Source organism: Mesonia aquimarina, assembly GCF_003667275.1.
Taxonomy (GTDB): domain Bacteria; phylum Bacteroidota; class Bacteroidia; order Flavobacteriales; family Flavobacteriaceae; genus Mesonia; species Mesonia aquimarina.
On sequence record NZ_RCNV01000009.1, the window covers coordinates 128,082 to 153,918 of the forward strand.

Genomic DNA, 25,837 nt, shown 5'->3' on the forward strand with positions numbered 1-25,837 from the left:
AGCATTAGTTTCGTAAGCCTAGACTTTTTTGGTTCTTTTTTATCGTAACCGACCAGTGTAAGCAGAGGATTACGTTGGCATAAAGTATAACAACTCATGGAAAAGAATACATCGAAAAAAGATACTTCGACTCCACTTCGTTCGCTCAGTATGACAAATTGTTTGTTAAAGCTGTTCGCAGTAGGCTGTAGGCTGTAGGCTGTAGGCTATATGCTTAAAGTTACTGAAAACCTAAATTCAACATTCAACTTTAAACCTAAGATCCCGGATCAAGCCCGGGATGACAAATCGATTTTGAGTTCAAATTTGTCAGTTCAAGTGATTTTCAAGAAATGTAATGGAATAAAAATTGTATCGAGAACAGTTACTGCCATCCAGAGTGTAACACAATGAAGTGAAGGATCTTTCCGTTATGAAGAAGCAGATACTTCGACTCCACTTCGTTCGCTCAGTATGACAAGTTTTTTGTTAAAGCTGTAGGCGCTAAGCTGTTCGCAGTAAGCTGTAAACTGAAACCATCAAAATTAAACATTCAACATTAGACATTAGACATTCAACATTCCAACCCCCAGCCTATCAAAAACTACAAATCACCTCTTATTTTCTTACCTCATCCCCATAGATACCCCCTATCCACCCCAGACTGAGTCCATACCGCTAGCAGGACGAGAGTACTAATTCCCCTATAAACCGTAGTCTTAGGCTCTTTTTAGTCTTATGTTACTCCGCTTTAACCTTCTGCTATCCTACGCTTTAGCCTTAACTGCCTATACGCTAAATCCTAATCATTCAACACTATTCCCCCATGCAGCAACTCGCTAGCTACTCCCCGGCAAACCTATAGCTAACCCAATACTGAATCGTAGCTTGTTCGAGGCTAAGCCGTAAAAAATCCCTGATTACGGGCGAGATACGACCGAATCTCGAAGGAGCTGCGACTTAGCTATACATGATCCAGCACTAAACTATACCCAAAACAGGCTTTAGCCATAGGGCGGTAAAAAATTGTTTGTGTTCGATGAGCGTAGATTATAATTTATAGTGGAAAACTAGAGTTAAGTTTCTTACCAACGTAAGTGTTGACTTTTTACTCATGTTCAGATGCGAAAATCTGGTCTTTAACCCATAACATATGCTGCGCCAATTTGAAGTCGAACCATTCTTGCCTGTAGTTCGAGCCTTCCACTAGATAGTTAAAATTCCCAAAGGGTTTAGGTCGATTTAATGCATCAATAACTTTTTCACGTAAAGGTTCTGCTTCTATATTTCCAGTAAATTTTTCCATAACTCGAAAGGATTGATTAGAATTCATGCCTTCTATTCTAATGTAGTCAGCCGGATTGTTTTCAATCTTATCTATAATATCTTGCCAAGGAATTTCTTCGTCATAAAGCAGATCTGTTTCTTCCGGATAGTATTCAATTTTTTCGGTTGTTTTTTCTAAAAAGCATACATGGCCGCAATCGATTAAATCTGCAAGTTCTCTTATTGTTTTCTCGGAATAGTTCATTTTGCACATAATAATAGTTATGATCAACTAAATTTATAAAAAAACACTTAATCAGCTTTAAAATTTTTTAGTAGATATCTTTAAATCAAAAACCTTGGTCGTCTTTCTTAAATTAATTAACAAGCTTCCTTAGTTTTAACTCCCCTATTCCTCCTAGCCTGAACTCGATTATTTTCATTAAACCTTGGATTTCAGGTTCCGATAATGATTTATAATTCATCAAGATAAGATTCTGAAAAAATTCAGAAAGACAGATTCTGATACCTTTTAAACAGTCTCATTTTTATTTATTCACTTACCAAGGAATCTTCCATAGCTAAAGCTTCATCTTCTGTAGTTGAAAAAGCAGCAGAATCTTTTAAACGCATAAATTCTTCTACCTGCGCTGCATTGTCTTCTTCTCCCGTAAAATAAGGAAAAACATCTATAATAGGTGATTCCGAAATGGCAGGGATACTATATTCTCCCATCGTCTCTTTCATTACATGAGTTGTGTTTTCAAAAGCCTCTTTAATATCATTGGCCTGAACCAATAAATATTGATTGGTTTTACGCTCTTTACCACTTTCTTGATCAAAAGCAATGAGCGATACTTTAGCCTTAAACCATCGATCGGCTTTTTCAAAAGGATGTATTTCGGCGTAATTGGCTACTTTGATATTGGTTATTAAGATTTCTTCTCCTTCACTTATGTACACCGACATTTCTTCTGTAATACGTTTTTCGGCTTCGGTATACGAAATGGCATCGACCAAAAAGGGCTCGGTTTTTACTTTTCGAACGCCTGAAGCTTCATCTGTTTTTCTATATTTTACCTTGCATTCATACCAAGTTGCACTCATAGCTTATTTTTTTAGAGCGCCAAAAATAGAATTTCAATACGGCTAAACAAGCTGAAATACTCAATAGATATTCACAATTTTAAACAGGCATTTTTACAACAGTGGAAATCAACGATTCACGAACACTTATAAAGTAATAAAGTGGGTTAGTAAATAAGTAAAAACAACTCTTGGAAAAGAATACATTGAAAAAAGATACTTCGACTCCACTTCGTTCGCTCAGTATGACAACTTAAATTTTAAGGCTCTAGGCTTTATGCGATAAGCTTTAGACTATATGCTTAAAGTTACTGAAAACCTAAATACAACATTAAACATTAGACATTCAACATTCCAATCCCCCGGCCTACAGAAAATAGCTCGTAAAATTTGAAGAGCCGGCTCCGGAAAATTTTAGGCTGTTTGATCCCGATGGCGATCGGGAGAGTTCCTAAAATTTAGGAGCCAATCGATAAATTTAGAGCTAGTTTCTTAAGCCTAGACTTTTTTCTTAGTTTTTGCGGCAATGGCAAAAAGTAAATAACATTAGTTTCTTAAGCCTAGATCTTTAGTGCATCCGACGACCAACGGGAGAGGAATGCATTTTTACAGCAATGGTAAAAAGTAAAAGCAATTCATGGTAAAAAGAATACCTCGAAAAAAGATACTTCGACTCCACTTCGTTCGCTCAGTATGACAAGTTTTTTGTTAAAGCTGTAGGCGTTAAGCTGTTAGCAGTAAGCTGTAGGCTTAAAGTTACTGAAAACCTAAATACAACATTAAACATTAGACATTCAACATTCCAATCCCCCGGCCTACAAAAAATAGCTCGTAAAATTTGAAGAGCCGGCTCCGGAAAATTTTAGGCTGTTTGATCCCGATGGCGATCGGGAGAGTTCCTAAAATTTAGGAGCCAATCGATAAATTTAGAGCTAGTTTCTTAAGCCTAGACTTTTTTCTTAGTTTTTGCGGCAATGGTAAAAAGTAAATAATATTAGTTTCTTAAGCCTAGATCTTTAGTGCATCCGACGACCAACTAGAGAGGAATGCATTTTTACAGCAATGGCAAAAAGTAAAAGCAATTCATGGTAAAAAGAATACCTCGAAAAAAGATACTTCGACTCCACTTCGTTCGCTCAGTATGACAAGTTAAATTTTAAAGCTTTATACTGTAAGCTATTCGCAGTAAGCCGTATGCTTAAAATTAACTATAATACAATATTAAACATTCAACTTTTAAACCTATCTCATTAATGAGATCCCGGATCAAGTCCGGGATGACAAATCGTTTTTAAGTTCAAATTTGAGAAATCGAACTAACAGGCCAAGACGCGACGTGACAATTTGCTTTTTTTAGCTGACGCGTAATCTTACAAGCGCTCTTACTTTCTTTCTCGTAAAATTTTTTCCATTTTCCGACCTTTTGCTAATTCATCTACCAACTTATCTAAATACCGACATTGTCTATACAGCGCAAACTGATCTTCTATATCTTCTATTCGATAACCACAAATCACACCTTTAATCAAATCTGCATTAGGGTGAATGTTTGCTTGTTGAAAAAATGTTTCAAAAGTGGCTTTTTCTTGCATAAGTCCCTGCAAGTCCTCTTCATCAAAACCGGTTAGCCATTTAATGACTTGATGAAGTTCTTCTTTTGTACGGCCTTTCTTCTCTACCTTCGTTACATAATGCGGATAGACAGATGCAAAGCTCATGTTGGCTATTTTTTCGTTTTTTTCTGCGGTTACTTTCATCTTAATTTTTGTTATAAATTATCTGCTTACTCTCTCATAAAGTCAAATGCACCTTTTCGCAGTTGTATGCCATACTCTAAATAGGCTTTTAAACATGCCAGGAAATTCGCCCAACCTCCGGAATTTAAGAGTGCCCATTCCAAATTTTCTTCATTTAATTCTTTTTCTTTTTCGTTGATGCGAACCACAGTACTTTCATCGGCTAATTCTTCCAGTGTAATGGTCACACGAGTTTCCGGATCCCAAACAAATGAAATCAACTGATGATGTTCTGTTTGAATTTCTGTCACAGGAAACTCCTCTTCAAATTCAGGGAACTTCCAAATTACTTCTTTTCCTGATTCAAGTCGTCCGCTGCTTTCAGAAATAAAATATTTCGTCATATGCTCCGGATTCACAATTCCTTCAAAAACTTCTGCCATCGGTTTTTGGATTTGTATAAACGCTTTCGATTCTAAGTTCATCGTATAATTTTAGCAAATCTATTTCAAAAATAGATTAATTAGTTCCTTTTCCTGTAAAGTAAGACCTTCTGTTCGTTTTTACAAATATGAAAATTCTTTTTCTTGTAAAAGCGCTATTCTATTTTAGCAGATAATCCGTACATTTGGGTTGGCTTTAGGGGTATTCTGAAAAGAATTGAGAGAGTCCCTTTGAACCTGATTCGGTTAGTACCGGCGTAGGGAAAAGTTGAACTTGTATTTCTTTCTATTCTAGAGGAATTCGTCCTTCAGCCATTTATAAAGTAAACTACCTCGGGGGTAAGTCCACGAGGCATTCGTTGGAAACAAATTTTCAATTTCGAGGCAAGCCTTGAGGTATTATACCCTCTGGCAGTGCCAATAAAAAACTTAAATGATGAAAGAACTCCTTTGGAAAAATATCACACAACTTCGAACACAATCTCCGCTGGTTCATAACATTACCAACTATGTGGTGATGAACAACACGGCTAATGCTTTATTGGCAGCCGGAGCTTCTCCTATTATGGCACACGCGCATTCCGAAATGGAAGCTATGATGAATATCTGCCAAGTTTTAGTCATCAATATTGGTACGCTTGATGAGTATTGGGTAAGCTCCATGAAGAAAGCCGCAACACAAGCCCATCAATTGCATAAACCTTGGGTACTCGACCCGGTAGGTGCCGGAGCAACTCCTTATCGAGATGAAGTTTTAGCGGAATTATTACAACTGCAGCCCACGATCATTCGTGGAAATGCTTCAGAAATTATGGCTTTGGCTAAACATAACACAACACCTACTAAAGGGGTAGATAGTTCTGCTGAAAGTAACGAGGCTGTTGCAGCCGCTAAATTTTTAGTCGAAAATTATCAAACAACGGTTTGCATTTCCGGAGCCACCGATATTATTCTGAATAAGAATAAAGAAATTCATTTGACTAACGGAAGTGAACTCATGGCAAAAATCACCGGTATGGGTTGTTCGGCTACAGCTTTAGTCGCTGCTTTTTCTGCCGTTATCGAAGATAAAGTTGAAGCCGTAACTACTGCCATGGCTTTACTTGGAGTTGCCGGAGAATTGGCAGCAAAAGAAAGTAAAGGCCCGGGAAGCTTACAAATGCACATCTTAGATAAATTGCACAACATTGCTGAAGAAGAATTCACTTCTTCATTAAAACTAGAAATAAAACGTGGCTAATTCTTTTCCTTATAAATTGTATTTGGTGATTTCTGAAGAGGCTTGTGTTTACGATCACTTTTTAAACGTTGCAGAACAAGCCGTAAAAGGTGGCGTAGATTTGGTTCAACTACGAGAGAAGAATAGTTCGACTGAAAAATTTCAACAAAAAGCTTTTCAACTAAAAGAACTTTTAGCACCCTATAATGTGCCCCTTATTATTAATGACAATTTAGAGGTGGCAAAACAAGCAGAAGCCTATGGAATTCACGTTGGGACTTCTGATATTCCCCCCACACAAATCCGTCAAGAGTGGAAAAACCTTCAATGTTTAGGATATTCGATAGAAAACCTTAATCAGCTTGAATCTGTAGAAGTCAAAACAGCCGATTATTTTGGGATAAGCCCGGTATATAAAACGGCAACAAAAACCAACACCATTATTGAATGGGGATTATTAGGAATTCAGCAAATTAGATCTATTACGGAAAAACCATTGGTTGCCATTGGAAATATGAACGCGGAAAATGCACAGGAGGTTATTAAAGCCGGAGCCGATTGTATTGCCGTGGTTTCCGAAATTTGTGGAGCTCAACATCCTACAAAAGCAGCAGAACACTTGAGAAATGAAATTGAAAAAATATGAATACAACAAAATACACTTATCCGTCGGTACTCACTATTGCGGGATTTGACGGTAGCGGTGGTGCCGGTATTCAAGCCGATATGAAAACTATTTCTGCTTTAGGATGCTATGCAACCTCTGCGCTCACCGCTTTGCCGGTGCAAAATACGACGGGCGTTAAATCTATTTTCAGTATTCCGGAGAAAGTGGTAGGTGAACAAATTAAAACCATTATGGAAGATATTTTTCCCGATGCAATAAAAATCGGAATGGTACATACCTCAGCATTGGTAGCAATAATTGTTGAAAAACTAAAGCACTCTCCTAACCTACCCATCGTTTTTGATCCTGTGATGGTAGCCACAAGCGGCGATAAACTCATTAAGGAAGAAACCATACAAACCATCATTCAACAGTTGTTCCCTATCGCCAATGTCATTACCCCTAACTTAGATGAAGCTGAAATTTTAGCCCATATGAAGATTGAAACGGTGGAAGAAATGAAAATTGCCGGCAAGAAAATTATGGAACTCGGTTGCCAATCAGTTTTACTAAAAGGCGGACATTTAAAAACCGAAAAACTCACTTCGCTCTATTTTTTACCGGACGGAAATATAGAGCGTTTTGAATTTTCTAAATACGAAACCAACAATACCCACGGTTCGGGTTGTACACTTTCATCTGCTATCGCTTCGTATTTAGCGCAAGGAAAATCTTTGTTAGAAGCGGTAAGTTTAGGACAAGACTACATTCATCAAGCAATTTTTCATGGAAAAGATGTGACGATTGGCAAAGGCAACGGACCGGTAAATCACTTTTTTAACCCACAAAAACTTATCAAAAATGAAATGGACTGATAAAACTTGGCAACAAATTGAACCCATTTACCAACAAATCATTGAAATGCCTTTTATTGAAGAACTTCAAAATGGGAGGCTCCCGTTAGAAAAATTTCAGTTTTATATGGGGCAAGATTCCTTTTATTTAGAGAATTTTTCTCGGAGTTTAGCCATAATCGGTGCTCGAGCAGAACGTGTAGATCATGCGTTAGATTTTATTCGTTTTGCTGAAGGAGCTATTGTAGTAGAAAAAGCACTACACGATTCTTATTTTAAAGAATTTGGTTTAGCTGATCGAGGAAATATTGAACCGACCACGCATCATTACATCAATTTTCTAAAAAGTACCGCTGCTTTAGATCAAGTAGAAATAGCCATGGCCGCTGTTTTACCTTGTTTTTGGATCTACCAAGAAGTAGGCGATTATATTTATGAAAATCAACTGGTGAAAGATAATCCCTATCAAAAATGGATTGATACCTATGCCGGTGAAGAATTTGGAGAATTAGTGACCAAAGCTAAAAATATTTGCGATACAGTAGCAGAAAATTGCACGGAAGCACAACAAAAAAGAATGACACAAGTATTTATTGCAGGCAGTAGATTGGAGTTTATGTTTTGGGATAGCGCCTATCAGTTAAAGAAATGGGGAGTTTAAGTATCTCCCTTTCAATTTTTAAATTAGTAAAACTGTTTAAAAAGCGAAATACTATTCTTAAAGGAGAAAATATACCATTTCATAAATACCTTAATAAAATTATAGAACCAGTAGATAGTTCCCAGTAAATCATTAAAAATTCATAAACAGCGTCCTAAACGATTTTAAAATAAACTGCTAAAGTCTTTATTAAAATGGGTTTTAATAATATTTTTCAATCTTATAGGTTACTTTTTAAAAAAACACTTTTTGGCATATTGAAAATTTATCGTGAAATTTGAAGCGAAGTCCCCGTAAAATTTTAGGCTGTTTGAGCCAGCCAGAACATTCTGCAAAAACTGTTTTTAAAGGCGAGTTCCTAAAATTTAGGGGGCAAGCAAAAAATTTAGATAAAGTTTCATAAGCCTAGATTTTTTTGATTCGTTTTTTCATCAATGGAAATCTCTGATTCATGAACACTTAAACAATAGTAAAGTGAGTGAATAAAAAATGAATGAATGAAATTATTTAGAACAGGATTGAAAATTAGTAGGAAATATCTAGTTGAGCCTTTCACTATCGCTCAAGTCAGGTTTAAATCGAAACCTTTAGTTAACGAATAGTTCTCGACTCCGGTCGAACGGACAACCACACATGCTTTAAATACCTAAACAATAATGTTCTATTATTAAACTTACTAAGCATTTACCTATTGATCTTTATAGTATTTTTATCATAAGAAACTTATCATTTTTTTTTAGAAAATAATAAAACCACTTTACAGTTTTATACGAATTCTGTTTACCGGTATAGCTTATATCAAATCTTGCTTCTTTACCGGACAACAATGAAAAACAATAAAAATCAACTTCAAAGAAACTTCCGCTTTTCTATTCTATTTTTTACCTTTAGCCATCAACAAAAGACAATATGAAAATATACACCAAAACCGGAGATAAGGGAACCACCGCACTTTTTGGAGGAACCAGAGTTCCTAAAAGTCATATCAGAATAGAAAGCTATGGCACCGTAGATGAGCTTAACGCTAATATTGGTTTAGTAAGAGACCAAGCTATAGACCAACATACAAAAAAAATACTCAAAAAAATTCAAGAGAATTTATTCACCTTAGGAGCAGAATTGGCAACCGATCCCAAAAAAGCAAAATTAAAAAACGGAAAAGAGCGGCTTGCTATTTCAAAAATAGCGAGTCGCCACATCGAGGAATTAGAGCACGAGATGGATGCCATGAACGAACAACTCCCTGAGATGACACATTTTATATTGCCCGGTGGACACACCACCGTGTCATATTGTCACATTGCCCGTTGTGTTTGTAGAAGAGCAGAGCGGTTAACGACTGCTTTGTATGACATCGAAGCTTTTGACGAGCATATTCTTAAATACCTCAACCGCCTATCAGACTATTTGTTTGTGCTGGCACGAAAGTTGACTAAAGACTTAAACGCAGAAGAAATAAAATGGATGCCTGAAAAGGAAAATTCTTAATTTACTTCCGAAAAAAATTATAGTGTGACACACCCTATAAAACTTACGTTCTTAAAAATATTATTGAATTAATAGATTTTTTACTTGACTTTTACGTCGAAAAATTTATTTTTGCAAAAATTAAACACGATAATCAAATGTATTGGACATTAGAATTAGCATCATATTTAAGCGATGCTCCTTGGCCGGCTACGAAAGATGAATTAATTGATTACGCGATTAGAACCGGAGCTCCGCTTGAGGTTGTAGAAAACCTTCAGGCTATTGAAGACGAAGGAGACTCTTACGATTCTATCGAAGAAATTTGGCCAGACTATCCTACTGATGAGGATTACCTCTGGAACGAAGATGAATATTAGATAAAGCAAAAAAACAATAGTAAAAAGTCTCAATTTGAGGCTTTTTTTTTGCTTACATTTGAATACTATTTAAAACCATTAAACATTATGAGTTTTTTAGACTCTGTACTAAAAATTTTCGTGGGCGATAAATCTGAAAAAGATGTCAAAGCTATCCAGCCCATGGTAGATAAAATAAAATCCTTTGAAAGCGAACTAGAAAAGCTTTCAATTGACGAACTGCGAAATAAAACGGTACTTTTTAAAGAAAAAATTGCAGCAGCAACCAAAGAAACTACCGAAGAAATAGAATCGCTCAGAGAAAAATCTGAAGCCTCAGAAGATATCGCAGAGAAAGAAGATATCTATGCGCAAATAGATGCGCTTAAAGACAAGTCTTACGAAATTTCTGAAGGCGTTTTAAACGAAATCTTACCCGAAGCTTTTGCGGTTGTTAAAGAAACAGCAAAACGCTTTTTCCATAACGATACCTTAGAGGTAACTGCCTCTTCTTTTGATAGAGAACTCTCTGCAGAAAAAGACTATGTAAATCTTCAAGAAGATAAAGCCATTTGGAACACTACTTGGGATGCAGCCGGTAAAGAAGTAAAGTGGGACATGATCCATTATGATGTTCAGCTAATTGGCGGTATTGCTATGCACCAAGGTAAAATTGCAGAAATGCAAACCGGTGAAGGGAAAACCCTTGTGGCTACACTTCCTGTTTACCTTAATGCATTAACCGGACGTGGTGTGCATTTGGTAACGGTAAACGATTATCTGGCTAAACGTGATAGCGCATGGATGGCACCTATATTTCAATTTCATGGGATGAGTGTTGACTGTGTAGATTACCACCGTCCTAATTCAGAAGCGAGAAGAAAAGCCTATAATGCCGATATTACTTACGGAACCAATAACGAATTTGGTTTTGATTATTTAAGAGATAACATGAGCCACTCGCCTAACGATTTGGTTCAACGTCCGCATAATTACGCCATTGTAGATGAGGTAGATTCTGTTTTGGTAGATGATGCCAGAACACCTTTAATTATCTCAGGGCCTGTACCCAAAGGTGATGTGCACGAGTTTGACGCGTTAAAACAACCCATTTCAAAAATTGTTGAAGTTCAACGAAAATATTTAGTAGGGGTTTTAGCGGAAGCTAAGAAATTAATTAAAGCAGGAGAAACAAAAGAAGGAGCTTTCTTATTACTGAGAGTTTACCGCGGATTGCCTAAAAACAAAGCGCTTATAAAATATTTAAGTGAAGAAGGCATCAAACAATTGCTTCAGAAAACAGAAAATCATTACATGCAAGACAACAACCGCGAAATGCCGAAGGTTGATGCTGAATTGTATTTTGTGATTGAAGAAAAAAACAACCAAATAGATCTTACCGATAAAGGAGTAGAATTTTTATCAGGGAAAGAAGATCCGGATTTCTTTGTCATGCCCGAAATGGGAATGGAAATTTCTAAAATCGAGAAGCAAAACTTATCGAAAGAAGAAGAAGCAGAGAAAAAAGAGGAATTATTTAGAGACTTTAGCGTAAAAAGTGAACGTATTCACACCTTACGCCAATTGCTAAAAGCATACACCTTATTTGAAAAAGATACCGAGTATGTGGTGATGGATAATAAGGTTAAAATTGTAGACGAACAGACCGGGCGTATTATGGACGGGCGTCGTTACAGCGATGGTTTACACCAAGCCATTGAAGCTAAAGAAAACGTAAAGATTGAAGATGCTACGCAAACTTTTGCTACCGTAACCTTACAGAATTACTTTAGAATGTACAGTAAGCTTTCCGGTATGACGGGTACTGCCGTAACGGAAGCCGGAGAATTCTGGGAAATTTACGAATTAGATGTTGTTGAAATTCCTACCAACAGACCAATCGCAAGAAAAGATAAAGAAGATTTAGTTTATAAAACTAAGCGTGAAAAATACAACGCGGTTATTGAAGAGGTTACCAATTTATCGCGCGCCGGAAGACCGGTACTTATTGGTACTACCTCCGTAGAAATTTCTGAATTACTGAGCAGAATGCTTAAAATCAGAAATGTAAAACACAATGTATTAAACGCGAAATTGCATAAAAAAGAGGCTGACATTGTAGAAGAAGCCGGTAAATCGGGTATTGTTACCATCGCTACCAACATGGCAGGTCGTGGTACCGATATTAAATTAAGTAAAGAAGTTAAAGAAGCCGGCGGACTTGCCATTATTGGTACAGAACGTCACGATTCTAGACGTGTAGACCGACAATTAAGAGGTCGTGCAGGTCGTCAAGGAGATCCTGGAAGCTCACAATTCTACGTTTCCTTAGAAGACAATTTAATGCGTCTATTTGGTAGTGAACGTATTGCCAAGTTAATGGATAAAATGGGTCTTGAAGAAGGCGAAGTTATTCAACACGGGATGATTTCAAAATCTATAGAACGCGCACAGAAAAAAGTTGAAGAAAACAACTTTGGGGTTCGTAAGCGTTTGTTAGAATATGATGATGTAATGAATGCACAGCGTGAAGTTATTTACAAACGTCGTTATCATGCCTTATTTGGTGAGCGCCTACGGGTAGATATTGCCAATATGCTTTTTGATATTTCTGAACTCATTAGCGAAAACAATAAAGCCACCACAGACTTTAAGAATTTTGAGTTTGAATTGATTCGGTACTTCTCGATGAATTCTCCGATAAGCGAAGCTGAATTTGAAAAAATGCCAGCGCAAAAAATTTCGGCAGAAGTTTACAAGGCTGCATACGAAGCTTATCAGGAAAAAATGAAACGCAATGCAGAATTAGCTTATCCGGTAATTAAGCGTGTTTACGAAGAACAAGGCGATCGATTTGAACGAATTGCCGTTCCTTTTTCTGATGGCCACAAAACCTTACAAGTCGCTACTAATTTAGCGAAAGCATACGAAACCGAAGGGAAAGAACTCATCACCGATTTCGAGAAAAACATTACCCTTGCTATTATTGATGATGCTTGGAAAACCCATCTTCGAAAAATGGATGAGTTAAAACAAAGCGTTCAGTTAGCGGTTCACGAACAAAAAGATCCCTTATTAATTTATAAGTTTGAAGCTTTTGAGTTGTTTAAAGCTATGCTAGATGATGTGAACAGAGATGTAATTTCATTCTTATTTAAAGGAGAAATACCGCAACAAGAAAATAACAACATTCAAGAAGCGAAAGAAACCAAGCCTAAAGAGCAACTGGAAACCAGTAAGGAAGAAATTCCGAATATGGATGAACGCGCCGCTCAGAGTAGAGCTGCCGGAGAACAAGCACAGCAACAACCACAAGTAACCGAAACGATTGTTAGAGAACAACCAAAAATTGGTAGAAACGAAAAGGTTACCATAAAAAATGTGGTGAGCGGAGAAAATAAAACCATGAAATATAAGCAAGCTATCCCATTACTTGAAAAAGGCGAATGGATTTTAGCGAACTAAGAACAAATTTTTTCTCAATAAAGAGGCTATCTAAAAAGATTTAAAAAACGTCATTCTGAATTTATTCCGATAAGTATCGGAACAGAATCTCACCTCACTGAAATACAAATTAGTATGAGAACCTGAATCAAGTTCAGGTTGACAGAAATAGACTTTTTAGACAGCCTCTTTATTATTTTAGCACGCAATAATAACTACTCTTATGCGGCTAACAAACCTACTTTTTGTCTCTTGCTTTTTTATAACGATGTTCACCTTTGCACAAAAATTGCTACACCTAGGCGTTAAAGCCGGAGTAAACCTATACCGGCAGCAGTATTAATAGCGGTAATTCCGGAATAAACTTTGGCGGCCTGGCAGAACTGCAATTAAACGATTAATTTTCATTACAATCTGAAATTATTTATAACAGAAAAGGAGGATTATTTGATGTTAGAGACGGGAGCTTTTCTGAATTTTACAGTATTAAAACTGACCTTGATTATATAGATATTCCCATTCAGGCGAAAATTCATGTGCTGAAAAAAGTAAGTTTAGATCTTGGTGCACAAGTAGGCTTTTTATGGAATAGTACAGGTGAAATCACAAATTCTCAAAATAATAATGGTGAAGAAGTTGAATTTACATCTGCAAATACGTTGGATGCCGGCGTAAACGGCGGTTTTACTATAAAATTTCACGAAAAATTCTCGATATGCCAGATTTCAGCCCCCATAAACTAAAAGTGTATCCTCGTCTCAATGATAACAAGTACTTTCAAAAAAACACGCAAAACGTTTAGCACGCTATTGTTCTTAAATGCGTAAATTTCAATATCTTTGAAAGCCTTAGTTGAACCAATTTATATTAAAAAAGTTTAGATGAAAAATTTCAGCATAGAATTTAAATGGGCCATGGTGTTTACTGTATTTTCTTTAATCTGGATGTATGTAGAAAGAAGTCTAGGCTGGCATAGTAATTCGATTTTTAATCATCAAATATTCACTAATTTACTGATTATTCCGCTCCTATTTATTTTTACTATCACTTTTGGCCTTCGCGAGAAAAAAAGGATGTATTATGACGGCATCATCTCTTGGGAACAAGCCTTGGTATCCGGCGGAATTATTTCGGTGATCATTTGTGTTTTCACCCCTGCGCTACAATATATTTTCTCTGAAGTTATTTCTCCTGAATATTTTGAAAAAGCCGCAATACAACTTTCTGAACGTGGCGGAACCTCTATAGAAAAAGCAAAAGATGTGTACAATTTAAAAGCTAGCATTATTGATGCCGTCGTTTTTAACCTAGCCATGGGTATAGTTACGTCGGCTATTGTAGGTGCTTTTATAAAAAATTCAGCTAAAAAAAATTAGGCATACCCAGCTTAAGTACGTAGATTTAAAAAGCATCAATCAACTGAAAGTAAGTATTTTAAGAAATATATAATTATCAGAAACACGATCGAATCCTATTTGTTTAATCAAATTGTGCTTTGCCTATGCTCCTCCTGAAAATTTACTCAAAGCCAAGGTTTTAGACCCCAACTTTGTTACATGAATATCTACGAGGATTTTCCGCATTAAACCTAAGATCGTAAATTTGTGAGAACTTTTTCGAAATGAAAGTCAGAAGCAATGAACACTAGCTGGTCGTAGCGAGTCATTATCTTTAATTCCTGTTCAATTTCTTCCTTAGCTTTTTTAGTTAGCTCTCTGTCTTTTCACCTCTACCTTTTTTCTTTGCTGAGTAATTTCATTTCTTTGGATTCTCGCTTGCTTTCTTTGACTTACAGCCTGTGCTCTTTGTTGTCTTCTTTGCTGTTTCGTTTGCTCTCTTTCACTTTCAATTAATTCTCTTTGTTGAGTAACTTCTTTTCTTTGAATTTCCGCTCGTTTTCTTTGACTTACAGCCTGTGCTCTTTGTTGTCTTCTTTGTTGTTTCGTTTGCTCTCTTTCACTTTCGATTGATTCTCGCTGTTTTTCTACTTTTTGTTTTCGTTCGGTTCTTTGATCTGTTTGATTTGATTGAACTTGAGCATTATTTACATTAGAGACTAGCAATAACATTAAAGTTATTAGTGTTATTCTACTCATTTTTGTTGTTAAATATAGATTCATAACTTTTGTCTTTAAATGTTAATAGTAAATTTTGCTTTCTTTTATATAGGTTTCTTTATAACGTATTTTGATAAAATTTATTTTTTAGTTCTCTCTTCTAAAAATCGTCTTTCAGTTTTTTAATTTAAGTTTTTCGGTCATTCATTAATGATTTTTCCAAAAACGTCATACTGAACTTGATTCAGCATCTCATTCAGAATGGGGTGAGACCCTGAATCAAGTTCAGGGTGACGGAAATTTTCAAGATGGTAATATCAACCAGATATGAGAAAAAAAGATTAATAGATTTTTAGAAGTAAATTAGGATCCGGACAGTTTTTTCGGTAAAAATCTATCTTTTGTCTGGAGGAAACGCCCGGATAATCCCCGCGCTTATTTTCAAGATTCAGTATCAGTTGAAAATGCAAGTGTGGAGCATAATCTCCGTTGACACTTGGATCTCCCAAACTAGCAAATGAATCTCCTTTTTCAATGGACTCACCAATTTGGCAATTTTCTATGGATTGAATTGATAAATGTCCGTACAGTGTATAAAATTTGAAATCCTCCAGTTGATGTTCTAAAATTATTGTCGGTCCGTAATCTCCAAAATTCTGATTATTCTGAAAACTGTGAATTTTTCCGTCTAATGGAGCCATGATTTTAGTTTTCGCAGGCGCCCAAATATCTAACCCGATATGAATGTTTCGCTCTAAATCTTCATCTTTTTCAGCAAAAAAATGTTTACTCCTTTTGTATAAAGTGCGTTTTTCCATATAGCCGCCATAAGCAACTTTGGCATTATTTTGTTCTAAAAGTTCCGTGATATAATCTTGAAAAATAGCTACTGAAGTTATATCTATTTTTTGCAAGGATTCATTCTCTTCAGACAAATCTATAGCCAGGTAATCTCCCTGTTGATAAGCCGTATCAATTACTGGGGTAAATGTTGAAGTTAACGCATTTATCTTTTCTAAATCATTCATATAAAAAAATTGCCTTGCTAAGATAGCAAGGCAATTTTGAAATGATACAAACAACTATAAAAAATATCAAATCAACTTACTGCATCATAACTTCACTAAACTTGGCATTAATCGTTATGTTTTTATCGGTATTTCGAGATTTATAAAATCCGTTAATCAATTTACTTCCATAGCTGTCAGAAACCGTAGTCGACATTTTCTCGGGAACATTTACATTGCTACGAGAACCGCTATAATTAAAGTTAAATGAGGTCTCCGGTAGCTTTAATACCAAATCACTATTTTCTAAATTAATGTCTAAGCGTTTAAAGTTATTCCCTAAAGATGCGATAGAAAGCTCTCCAAAAACGCCTGAGATAATTCCTGTTTCATCTATACTTTCTATGACAACATCACTAGCATTAGAGTTGAGCTTTATGCTTTTAATTGAATTTATACGACATTCTTTTACATAACTTAAATTTAATGCGCCATACTCCCAATTTTTAATTGCTACCGGTGCATAAGCTACGTTTATAGCGGTTTGCTTTCCGGCTATTTCATCGGCATTAAAAGCAGTGTAAGCTAAATTTCCGGAAAGATTTTCTGCAGGGTCTTCTAGCGTTAGACTACCGTGACGTAAATTAAACTTGAGTTTTGCGTCTTTAGGCATTTTTATCAGAATTTTTCTACGAACATCATTTTCATTCACCGGTGAGGAATTCCCTGAGTTTCTGTAATACACACTAACCGATTTAGATCCGTTGGGGCTAGTGGTAACTTTTTTGGTTACTTCTCCTCCACCTTGTGCCATACGGGTTGCCATTTGCTCCATGCGTTTTCCCCAGGCTTCCATTCGTTTTGCATATTCTTCTTGACGCTTTTCTAATTCGCCGCTTTCTTCTAACATTTTCATTCGTTCTTCGACTTGTTTTGCCCAGGCTTCTGCATTTTTTTCAAAACGCTCTCCCCATTTTTCCATGGCAACTTCAAAATCTTTTCCGAAGCTTTTTTCTATTTGCTTTTCGTAGCGTTCTACATAAGCTTCTCCTTCTTGCTGATAGGCCTCGTAATCAAAATTAAGTTGACTCATGCCCTCATAAAATTGAGGCGGTAATTGTGCTGAAGAGATTCCTTCTAGCATTGGACCTACCATGTTTTTCATTAAGGGAGCCACAAAGTCACGATGTAGAGAACTTATAGAGCCACTGTGAGAATTTGGTATTCTATGGTGTGAAGATTGAATTGTAATTTGATTGCTGTTGCCCATAATATTTACATTCCAAGCTTCTGCCAATTGATCTAATTCTTCATCATTTAACTCTTCACCGCTAAGGCTTGCTTCTATTTCTACGGAATTTCTATTCCAAGTTTCTACAACAATTTCAGTTTGGCGCGCATCTAAGGAGATTTCAACACCATCTTCTACATCGTAACTTTCTGAAACTTTTTCTTTACTGTTTTGTGCCAGCGTGAGTTGGGAACTGAACAGTAATGCGAACACCAGTAGAAAAGTTAAGCCAAATTTTTCTTTATTCTTTTTCATGATTTTTTTTAAATTTTACGCTCGTGCATTTCTGCCGCAGCGGACTTTTTAATCTCAGTTAATTTCTTTTTTAATTTGTAAAGCAATTCTAAACGCAGTTCTAAATTATTGATGAGCGCGCTTACCGTTTCTTCATTAACTCCGGTATCATCAAGCTCTGCATTTAATTTTTTATATTCTTTGTCTAAGGCAGAAAGTTGCAGCATAAAAGAATCTATGAGTTCTTTATTTTCTTTGTTGATGTTTAGTTGCGATAATTCTGCATTGATATTTGCTAAATAAAAATCTTCTATTTTTTTAAATTCCGGAGAAACATCACTTAAATAAACCGGTTGAACTTTTACCGAAGGATCGGTTTGTAAATTTTCGTTAGCATTTACCACCGGATTTTCTATGCTACTTGCATTTTGTTGATAGATAAAAAATGTTGCTGCTAGGGCCACAATTAAAATTGCTGCGATTTTCAGCTTAAAAAAAGAAGTTGTTTCTTTCTTTTTTTCTGCCGGCATTTCTTTTTCAAGACGCTCTAGAAAACGGTTTTGATGACCGCTTTCTAACGGAGCTCCTATCTTCTTTTCTTTTTCATTTTCAAAAAGTTTTCTAAGATCCTGTGCCATGATATAATGTTTTAAGTCTTTTTTGTAATTTTTTCTTTCCGCGATGAACCAGCGTTCTTGAAGAAACTGCCGTAATTCCTAATATTTGTGCTATTTCTTCATGATCGTACCCTTCTATTAAAAAAAGCAAGACCGGATATTTGTAATTTTCAGGTAAGGCTTCAATTTCTTTCTTGATTTCATCTACAGATACCTCGTCTGCAACAGACCAATCGTTATCTTCTTCTACCGTTCCTAAGGTTTGTTCATTTATAGCTGTAAAATTCACTTTTCTCGCTTTCAATTTATCAATGCTCTTATTGATAACAATCCGTTTTAACCAAGCACCAAAAGTTACTTCTCCTGTAAATTGATGCAGTTTTAAAAAGGCTTGAACAAATCCTTCATGCATTGCTTCTTCTGCGTCATGCTGATTTTTTAAAAAGCGGAGCGCCACATAATACATCCCGTCACAGTACTTATTGTACAGTTCTAATTGAGCCTTCCTGTTATTTTGCCGGCATTTTTCTATTAATTCAATTTGTAACAAAATTTGTTTAGTTAGTTGCTATTCATTTATAAAGACATGCTAAAATTTTAGATGTTGCATTTTTTTTCAGTAAATTTCCAAAAGCAAGATCAGTAGATAATGATAAGAAATATGTTGATACAAAACGAAGACACAGTTTATTATTAAGGTTCATATAAACTAGCTCGGGACAAATCCAAAAGGCATTCGTTATAAACAAACTTTCAATTTCGAGGCAGGCTCGGGGTATGAAACCTTTTGGGGGTACTCACAAATTTAAAACTAATTATTTTTTTAATGCACAAGAAAATTAAATGGACTGTTTTAAGCCTTGTTATTCTAATTCTAGGCGGCACAATTGGATTTTATAGTTGGAAAGGGGAAACCAAATCTTATAGTCCGGAAGACACCGTAAACTTTAAACAAGCGGGATTAAAAATTGAAGTCTTTTATAACCGGCCTTATAGAAAAGGAAGAGAACTTTTTGGGAATTTAGTTCCGTATGGAGAAGTTTGGCGAACGGGCGCTAACGAAGCAACCACCATTAGCTTTAATAAAGATATAATGGTTGACGGCTCTTTGCTGAAATCGGGTAAATATACCCTGTGGACTATTCCGAATAAAGATTCGTGGAAAGTGATCTTTAACGATAAAATGTACGCTTGGGGAATTGAGCTCACTACCGAAAAAGCCGCTAGAGAAGCAAGCTTTGATGCACTTACTTTAGAAACCCCCGTTACAGAAAATAAAGAACTCGTGGAGCAATTCACCATTTCCTTTAAAGAACAACAAGGATTAATCAATATGAAGTTAGCTTGGGGAAAAACGCTGATTTCTATTCCTATAAAAGAAGTTAGTTAAATAATTAATTGCATATTTATTAAAAACATGCATTATAACAACATAATTAGTTAATTTACGTTATAAAATATAAATTTACGTAAATATATTCCAATGAAACCTATTGTTCTTTCTTTATTAATAGTTGTTTTTGGTACTTTGACAACTTTTGCACAATTGCAGCGTGCACATTATAAGGTTGTTTCTGAATTTAAAAAGCAACCCGATAGTATTCAAGCCAATCAAAACCTTTCGCTAGCTGTTCTTAACCAAATTATGCAACAGGAAACCTTAGTACCTATTTTAGAGACTACAGCAACTCCAAATAGAATTAAATTTCGCTATTTACCTCCACAACAAACTAACTCAGGATTATCTATACAAATGCCTAATGTATTGATTGTATATAATAAGGAAAAAGAAAAAACAACCATTTATAATGCTGAAACTCAAATAGTGAAAGAAATCTGGATGCTTTCTTCAGGTGAACATGAACTGTTAAAGGATAAAGACAGCCTTATCAACGGTAAAAACTTAAGAGTGATTGAATTAGGCTTAAAAGATTCCCCTGAAAAAGGAACACGTTTATTTTATATTGACGAAACTTTACCTGAAAATATAACTCCTATTCATGGAGATTTTCAGAAAGAATTAAATGTAAAAGGAGGCATTCGGGAGTATCATGTTATTCACGAAGATAAAATTCTTAAATATATATTGAAGTCACATAAAGAAATACCCACGGAGGTTTTCTTATTTCACAATATAACAACGCTACCCGAACCCATAGAAAAAATTGCTTTCTTTTAATATAAAATTCGTTTTAAAAACAAAAAGCTCGCTTAAAATAAGCGAGCTTTTTTATAAAGTAAAAACTATATTATTCGTCTAATAACAAGTTTAATGTTACATCAATATTATCGCGTGTAGCTCTAGAGAATGGGCAAACTTCATGTGCCTTGTTTACTAGTTCCTCTCCCGTTTCAACATCTACTCCCGGAAGATAAGAATCTAACACCACAGACAACTGAAAGTCTCCTTCATCAGTTTTACCAATGCTTACAGACCCTGTTACGCTAAAATCTCCTAAATCTAAATTTTTCTTCTCAGCAATAGATTGTAAAGCACTACCGTAACAAGCTGAATAAGCCGAAGCAAATAATTGCTCCGGATTTGTACCGTCGCCACCATCGCCATTCATTTCTTTAGGCACGCTCAAATTCATATCTATTTTACCGTCATCACTTTTTACGGTTCCCACCCTACCTCCGTGAGCAGTTGACTTGGCTGTATAAAACGTTTTCATAAATTTATTTTTTAGTTATTAATTATGTGTTGAATATAGAAAGGATTGAAAGGCTTTTCAAAAATGAATTCATAAATTTGTGCTAAATATTTAATCGATTTGAAGCAGCCCAATAAAAAAGATTCCGCTTTACACGAAAAGCAAGGAAAATCTATCGAGAATAGCGTAAGTTCTAAAAGTGCTGATCGTATAAAAGCGCTTCGGAAGAAAAAAGTATCGGCAAAAAATTTGCTTGATTCTATTTTAGAGGGCAACAAAACTGCTTTAAGTCGAGCAATCACCTTAATTGAAAGTCAGCAACAAAACCACGCAAAAGATGTTTCTACCCTAATTGAAGGTTGTTTACCGCATGCAAACAAGTCGCTTAGAATTGGGATTACAGGCGTTCCCGGCGTGGGTAAAAGTACGTTTATTGAAGCCTTTGGTAATTTTTTAATCCAACAAGGAAAAAAAGTAGCGGTTTTAGCCGTAGATCCTACCAGTTCCATTTCTCACGGAAGTATTTTAGGTGATAAAACCCGAATGGAGGAATTGGTAAAGCAAGAAAATGCATTTATTCGTCCCACAGCTTCAGGCGATTCTTTGGGAGGTGTGGCAAAGAAAACACGTGAATCTATTATTTTATGTGAAGCTGCCGGTTTTGATACTATTTTAATTGAAACGGTTGGCGTAGGGCAAAGTGAAACGGTGGTGCACAGTATGACCGATTTTTTCTTATTACTGAAATTAGCCGGTGCCGGCGATGAACTACAGGGGATTAAGCGGGGTATTATGGAAATGGCCGATGCCATTGTCATTAATAAAGCCGATGGTGAAAATGAACGTCCTGCCAAAAAAGCCAAAGCAGAATTTAAAAAAGCGCTTCACCTCTACCCGACCAGAGAAAGTGAATGGATCCCAAAAGTGAAATTAGCCAGTGCTTTATACAATACGGGAATTGAAAATATTTGGAAGATGATTTCTAAGTATGAAAATTTAACCAAAAAAAACGATTACTTTTTTCATAAACGCCAAGAGCAAAATAAATTTTGGTTGCTGCAAACCATCAATGAAAAATTGAAATCCAATTTTTATAATCAACCCGCAATTAAAACGGAGTTAAAAAAGCAATTGCGATTAATTGAAGAACAAAAAACCACTCCTTTTGAAGCGGCTAATTTTTTATTACAACTTGCTAATTCTTAGTAAAACTCACTATTATCTGGTAAAGAAACAAGACCGCTTCGCTTTTAGAACCGAGAAGCAAGACTGGATATTAACGAACTAATAAATAGCTTTTTGAAGCGTATAAAATTTATTTTCGAGTTTTATGAGCTACATTTTTACGCATAATTTTTCAGGTTATTTTTTGCAAGTTCAATCCAAATTATAGTCATAATTCACCGTTTTATGGACTCAGCATAACGTAAAACTTGCTAATCAATAAAATTAGTTTTATACCATTTTACTTGCTGTTCTAAACCTTCGGTTAAAGTTGTTTGCGGATTGTAATCTAGGAGTTTTTTCGCTTTATCGATTACGGCTTTTGTCCGCCATTGATCGCCCGGTCGTTTTTCTACAATAGACAATTCAATTTTTCTTCCTAAAATTTTTTCAACAGTTGCTATACCTTCTTGTGTAGTATGTTCTACTTCGGTCCCTAAATTGATTATCTCTCCGTCAATTTTCTGATAGCGTTCTACTGCTTTTACAATTCCGTCAACTATATCTCCCACATAGGTAAAACTACGCAAGTGTTTTTCGCTTCCGCTGAATAATGGAAAAGTTTCATTCTTAAAACCGCAAGCGATAAGTTTAGTATATAATTTCTCCGGACGTTCTCGTGGTCCGTAAACCGAATAAAGCCGTAATGAACTTGCTGAAAGTTTTTTATTTCTAGATGCTGACAATACCAATTGTTCTGCTGCTAATTTGGTAATTCCATAATGAGAGGCCGGTTTTGGCGCTACACTTTCAGGAAAAGTAGCTTCTAGTCCATAGATTGACGAAGTACCGATGTTTATAAAATGCTTTAGGTTTTTATTTTTTAAACTGAAGTCGATTAGATTTTTTGTTGCTAAAAAATTATTGGTAAAGTAATCTTCAAAAGAACTGCTTGCAGAAATCCCGGGTTGTGCAGCAAAATGAATAATAAACTCAAAATCTGTTGAAAGCGTATTTACATCTTTAGGCTTTCGAAGGTCGAGATCTAAAACATCTATATCTTTGGCCGATAGGGCTTTTTCATTTAAACGCTTTAGGGAAAGCGAATAATAATCAGAAAAATTATCGACACCAACAACTTCAAAGCCCATTTTACTTAAGCGTTCAGCCGCATGCGAACCGATAAACCCAGCAGCGCCGGTTACCAATATTTTCATTGAATAGTATTTTATTTAACTAAATTTCTTTTAATTTCGAACAAAGCTGAGCGACTGTATACAAAGTTTACTTTTGTTAACATGAGCTTGATTTACTTCATTGAATCTTCTATTTCACTTTACCATGCCCCCCTGCAATTCAGAATCTCATATCTTCATTCTGTGTAGAAAGCCTCCAATTAAAATAAAAATTAAGCCATATATTTTTTCAGTAAAAACTGTTGAAGCTTATAAAATACAAAGCCCAAAAATGCTCCAATTATAATTCCGGTAAGTACGTCTCCCGGATAGTGTTTCCCTACGTAAATTCTACTGTAGCTGACAATCATTGCCCAAAAAAACATCCCGAATAAAGCGTATTTATACCAATGTTTTAAAATTGAACCTAAATATATTGCCAAGGCTGTAGAGCTTGCCGCGTGTGCAGAAAAATACCCGTAACTTCCACAGTAATCCATTAAAAATCTGCCTTGCTGCATAAAATCTTCTTTGCAAGGTCTGGGACGCTCAAAATAATCTTTAAACACATTTGCTAATTGATCTGTACAGGTTATTAATCCTGCAATTAGAACTACTGTTACGATTACAGCTTTCCAACCATAATTTTTAATCAGTAAAAAAAGTAAAAATGCATACAGCGGAATGGCAGCAAATTTGTGCGTAATAAAAACCCAAAACCAATCCCAAGTAGATGTTCCTAAGTTATTGAGGTATAAAAACACATCTTGATCGAGCTGTAATAATTCTTCCATAGATTATTCTTGATAACGTTCTACTTCGCGATCATAAAACTCAGAAGCTTCTTTAATTAAATTTTCTGCTTCATTTTGTAATTCTTCTTCGTCATTTTTATCAAAATCTTCCAGCCACTCTACCTCATCATCCTGTAAATTAATAATAAAACGAGGAAACTGTGTATGTACTACAAAAATAGCATCGGGATAATCTGTATTATCCCCTAATAAAAATCGTGGAAATTCCATTAAAAAAATCTAATTAAGGTGTTGTTAAAACACCGTGGTTTATTAATTTTTTACTTAAATAATTAAATCGAAGATACAACATTATTGCCGAAGCAGACAAACCTGCCAGCAAACCAAGCCAAATTCCTATACTGCCTAAAACAGCTTCTTTTCCTGTAAAGTATGAAATTGGAAAACCGATTAACCAATAAGAAATAAAACAAATAAGCATGGGTATTTTTACATCTTGTAAACCTCTAAGCGCCCCTAGAATTACTACTTGTAGTCCGTCACTTAACTGAAAAAGTGCAGCTACAATTAATAGTTGTGCGGCAATTTGTGTTACTTCAAAATTATCTATATAAAATGTTGGTAAAATATCTTTTAGTACAATAAAACCGATTGCGAAAACAGCTTCGATCAGGAATACTAATAAAAATGTTGAAAAAGCAATTCTGTGCATTTCTTTAAAATCGTTTCTTCCTTTTTGATTTGCTACGCGAATTGTTGCGGTAACACCAATTCCCACCGCAATCATAAAAGTCATAGAAGATAAATTGAGTGCTACTTGATTGGCCGCTTGCGGATTGGTACCCAGCATTCCTGCTAAAAAAACAGAACCTGTAAAAATAGCTACTTCAAAAAGCATTTGTAAAGCAGTAGGAAATCCTAAATCCCACATACGTTTAAACACTTTTTTCTGAAGCGATTTTTTTGCCCAGATAAAGTAAGTGCTAAATTTTTTCTTCGATTTTAAAATGTAATATAAAAAACCAAGCATAAAAAACCTCGAAATTAAAGTTCCGATAGCAGCACCTTCTAATTCTAAGCGGGGAAAAATCCAAACCCCATAAATTAATAAATAATTGAATAAAACATTTACCAGATTAGCAGCAATAGTAGCGTACATCGCATACTTGGTTTGCGAAAGTCCATCACCAAATTGTTTAAAAGCTTGAAACAACATCAATGGCAATAACGAAAAAGCTACGATATTAATGTAAGGCAATGATAAATCGACCACTTCCGGCGGCTGATCTAAATAATACAGCAATGGTTTTGCCGCCCAAACCAATGCAAATAAAATTATACCGTTAAGCAAACACATAATAATACCGTGCTGAAAAAAAGAACGGCCTTTTTCTATATCTGCGGCTCCATCGGCTTCTGCAATAAGTGGCGTAATGGCAAAACTAAAACCAATACCAATAGAAAGCGCTATAAAAATTAAACTGTTTCCTAAGGAAACTGCAGCCAAGGGCGCAGCTCCTAATTGCCCAACCATAATATTATCGGCCAAGCCGACCAATACATGACCTAACTGACCTAACATTACCGGAAAGGCAATTTTTATATTTTTCCGAAATTCTTGTGTATAGGTAGAAAGTTGCACCAATTTTTTTTGCAAAGATATTTTATTTCAACTTGAAAAAATCTGTTTTTACCAGAAGATTTAAGACTACTTTAATAGAAAAAGATGTTGCTTTCTACTACCTTACTTTTTCAAATTTAT

The 25,837-nt window shown here is 35.5% G+C and carries 25 protein-coding genes, 1 pseudogene and 1 riboswitch; of the genes and pseudogenes, 12 read left to right on the forward strand and 14 right to left on the reverse strand.

Annotated elements, in window-relative coordinates; translation table 11 throughout:
• Positions 1 to 1,087 precede the first annotated feature (1,087 nt).
• From D9R05_RS12040 to D9R05_RS12055, 4 genes are all read right to left on the reverse strand, one after another.
• Positions 1,088 to 1,519 (reverse strand): UPF0158 family protein, encoded by a 432-nt coding sequence (locus D9R05_RS12040; protein ID WP_121667471.1) that lies wholly within the window; start codon positions 1,517 to 1,519, stop codon positions 1,088 to 1,090.
• 278 nt (positions 1,520 to 1,797) lie between these two features.
• Positions 1,798 to 2,352 (reverse strand): DUF4494 domain-containing protein, encoded by a 555-nt coding sequence (locus D9R05_RS12045; protein WP_121667472.1) that lies wholly within the window; start codon positions 2,350 to 2,352, stop codon positions 1,798 to 1,800.
• A gap of 1,361 nt (positions 2,353 to 3,713) precedes the next feature.
• Complete coding sequence (locus tag D9R05_RS12050; protein WP_121667473.1) at positions 3,714 to 4,088, reverse strand: DUF2200 domain-containing protein; 375 nt, start codon at positions 4,086 to 4,088, stop codon at positions 3,714 to 3,716.
• Between the two features lie 26 nt (positions 4,089 to 4,114).
• Positions 4,115 to 4,552 (reverse strand): SRPBCC domain-containing protein, encoded by a 438-nt coding sequence (locus D9R05_RS12055; RefSeq protein WP_121667474.1) that lies wholly within the window; start codon positions 4,550 to 4,552, stop codon positions 4,115 to 4,117.
• Between the two features lie 146 nt (positions 4,553 to 4,698).
• A riboswitch (TPP riboswitch) is annotated at positions 4,699 to 4,791 on the forward strand.
• A gap of 155 nt (positions 4,792 to 4,946) precedes the next feature.
• Between D9R05_RS12055 and thiM the strand changes: the two genes are divergently transcribed.
• The 9 genes and pseudogenes from thiM (at position 4,947) to D9R05_RS12100 (ending at position 14,497) form a co-directional block, all read left to right on the forward strand.
• Positions 4,947 to 5,750, forward strand: coding sequence for a hydroxyethylthiazole kinase (gene thiM / locus D9R05_RS12060; RefSeq protein ID WP_121667475.1), 804 nt, complete (start codon positions 4,947 to 4,949; stop codon positions 5,748 to 5,750).
• Positions 5,743 to 6,375 (forward strand): thiamine phosphate synthase, encoded by a 633-nt coding sequence (thiE, locus tag D9R05_RS12065; protein WP_121667476.1) that lies wholly within the window; start codon positions 5,743 to 5,745, stop codon positions 6,373 to 6,375. The genes thiM and thiE overlap by 8 nt, the downstream gene beginning before the upstream one ends.
• Entirely contained in the window at positions 6,372 to 7,211 is an 840-nt protein-coding gene (gene thiD, locus D9R05_RS12070; protein WP_121667477.1) for a bifunctional hydroxymethylpyrimidine kinase/phosphomethylpyrimidine kinase, read from the forward strand. Before thiE ends, thiD begins: the two co-directional genes overlap by 4 nt.
• Positions 7,198 to 7,851, forward strand: a complete 654-nt coding sequence (gene tenA / locus D9R05_RS12075) for a thiaminase II (RefSeq protein ID WP_121667478.1) — start codon at positions 7,198 to 7,200, stop codon at positions 7,849 to 7,851. The genes thiD and tenA overlap by 14 nt, the downstream gene beginning before the upstream one ends.
• A 909-nt stretch (positions 7,852 to 8,760) precedes the next feature.
• Positions 8,761 to 9,339: a cob(I)yrinic acid a,c-diamide adenosyltransferase gene (locus D9R05_RS12080; protein WP_121667479.1), complete on the forward strand. Its 579-nt coding sequence runs from the start codon at positions 8,761 to 8,763 to the stop codon at positions 9,337 to 9,339.
• 137 nt (positions 9,340 to 9,476) lie between these two features.
• Positions 9,477 to 9,698 (forward strand): DUF2795 domain-containing protein, encoded by a 222-nt coding sequence (locus tag D9R05_RS12085; RefSeq protein ID WP_008272287.1) that lies wholly within the window; start codon positions 9,477 to 9,479, stop codon positions 9,696 to 9,698.
• A gap of 87 nt (positions 9,699 to 9,785) precedes the next feature.
• Positions 9,786 to 13,142: a preprotein translocase subunit SecA gene (gene secA / locus D9R05_RS12090; RefSeq protein ID WP_121667480.1), complete on the forward strand. Its 3,357-nt coding sequence runs from the start codon at positions 9,786 to 9,788 to the stop codon at positions 13,140 to 13,142.
• Positions 13,143 to 13,534: 392 nt separating this feature from the next.
• Positions 13,535 to 13,864: pseudogene (locus D9R05_RS12095) on the forward strand (outer membrane beta-barrel protein); the annotation flags it as partial.
• A 138-nt stretch (positions 13,865 to 14,002) separates the two neighbouring features.
• A complete protein-coding gene (locus D9R05_RS12100; protein WP_121667482.1) occupies positions 14,003 to 14,497 on the forward strand; it encodes a DUF4199 domain-containing protein in 495 nt (164 codons plus the stop codon).
• Positions 14,498 to 14,824: 327 nt separating this feature from the next.
• On the opposite strand, the gene D9R05_RS12105 is transcribed toward D9R05_RS12100, so the two are convergent.
• From D9R05_RS12105 to D9R05_RS12125, 5 genes are all read right to left on the reverse strand, one after another.
• Entirely contained in the window at positions 14,825 to 15,241 is a 417-nt protein-coding gene (locus D9R05_RS12105) for a hypothetical protein (RefSeq protein WP_205589291.1), read from the reverse strand.
• Positions 15,242 to 15,519: 278 nt separating this feature from the next.
• Complete coding sequence (locus D9R05_RS12110) at positions 15,520 to 16,206, reverse strand: peptidoglycan DD-metalloendopeptidase family protein (protein WP_121667484.1); 687 nt, start codon at positions 16,204 to 16,206, stop codon at positions 15,520 to 15,522.
• 76 nt (positions 16,207 to 16,282) lie between these two features.
• Positions 16,283 to 17,731: a hypothetical protein gene (locus D9R05_RS12115; protein ID WP_121667485.1), complete on the reverse strand. Its 1,449-nt coding sequence runs from the start codon at positions 17,729 to 17,731 to the stop codon at positions 16,283 to 16,285.
• Between the two features lie 8 nt (positions 17,732 to 17,739).
• Positions 17,740 to 18,348, reverse strand: coding sequence for a hypothetical protein (locus D9R05_RS12120; RefSeq protein ID WP_121667486.1), 609 nt, complete (start codon positions 18,346 to 18,348; stop codon positions 17,740 to 17,742).
• The gene (locus D9R05_RS12125) at positions 18,332 to 18,877 is read right to left on the reverse strand and encodes an RNA polymerase sigma factor (protein ID WP_121667487.1); all 546 of its coding nucleotides are present in this window, start codon (positions 18,875 to 18,877) and stop codon (positions 18,332 to 18,334) included. Before D9R05_RS12125 ends, D9R05_RS12120 begins: the two co-directional genes overlap by 17 nt.
• 276 nt (positions 18,878 to 19,153) lie before the next feature.
• Between D9R05_RS12125 and D9R05_RS12130 the strand changes: the two genes are divergently transcribed.
• Together D9R05_RS12130 and D9R05_RS12135 are read left to right on the forward strand one after the other, a co-directional pair.
• Positions 19,154 to 19,717, forward strand: a complete 564-nt coding sequence (locus D9R05_RS12130) for a DUF2911 domain-containing protein (protein ID WP_121667488.1) — start codon at positions 19,154 to 19,156, stop codon at positions 19,715 to 19,717.
• Between the two features lie 93 nt (positions 19,718 to 19,810).
• Complete coding sequence (locus tag D9R05_RS12135) at positions 19,811 to 20,506, forward strand: hypothetical protein (protein WP_121667489.1); 696 nt, start codon at positions 19,811 to 19,813, stop codon at positions 20,504 to 20,506.
• A 70-nt stretch (positions 20,507 to 20,576) separates the two neighbouring features.
• Here D9R05_RS12135 and D9R05_RS12140 read toward each other — a convergent pair whose 3' ends face one another.
• Positions 20,577 to 21,002: an organic hydroperoxide resistance protein gene (locus tag D9R05_RS12140; RefSeq protein WP_121667490.1), complete on the reverse strand. Its 426-nt coding sequence runs from the start codon at positions 21,000 to 21,002 to the stop codon at positions 20,577 to 20,579.
• A gap of 99 nt (positions 21,003 to 21,101) precedes the next feature.
• Between D9R05_RS12140 and meaB the strand changes: the two genes are divergently transcribed.
• Positions 21,102 to 22,187 carry a methylmalonyl Co-A mutase-associated GTPase MeaB gene (gene meaB / locus D9R05_RS12145; RefSeq protein WP_121667491.1) on the forward strand — a complete coding sequence of 362 codons (1,086 nt, stop codon included), beginning with the start codon at positions 21,102 to 21,104 and terminating at the stop codon, positions 22,185 to 22,187.
• Between the two features lie 230 nt (positions 22,188 to 22,417).
• Here meaB and D9R05_RS12150 read toward each other — a convergent pair whose 3' ends face one another.
• The 4 genes from D9R05_RS12150 to D9R05_RS12165 form a co-directional block, all read right to left on the reverse strand.
• Entirely contained in the window at positions 22,418 to 23,362 is a 945-nt protein-coding gene (locus D9R05_RS12150) for an NAD-dependent epimerase/dehydratase family protein (RefSeq protein WP_121667492.1), read from the reverse strand.
• 191 nt (positions 23,363 to 23,553) lie between these two features.
• The gene (locus tag D9R05_RS12155; protein WP_121667493.1) at positions 23,554 to 24,114 is read right to left on the reverse strand and encodes a phosphatase PAP2 family protein; all 561 of its coding nucleotides are present in this window, start codon (positions 24,112 to 24,114) and stop codon (positions 23,554 to 23,556) included.
• 3 nt (positions 24,115 to 24,117) lie between these two features.
• Positions 24,118 to 24,345, reverse strand: a complete 228-nt coding sequence (locus tag D9R05_RS12160) for a hypothetical protein (RefSeq protein ID WP_121667494.1) — start codon at positions 24,343 to 24,345, stop codon at positions 24,118 to 24,120.
• 13 nt (positions 24,346 to 24,358) lie between these two features.
• On the reverse strand, positions 24,359 to 25,717 hold the full coding sequence (locus D9R05_RS12165) for an MATE family efflux transporter (RefSeq protein ID WP_121667510.1): 1,359 nt from the start codon (positions 25,715 to 25,717) through the stop codon (positions 24,359 to 24,361).
• Positions 25,718 to 25,837 lie beyond the last annotated feature (120 nt).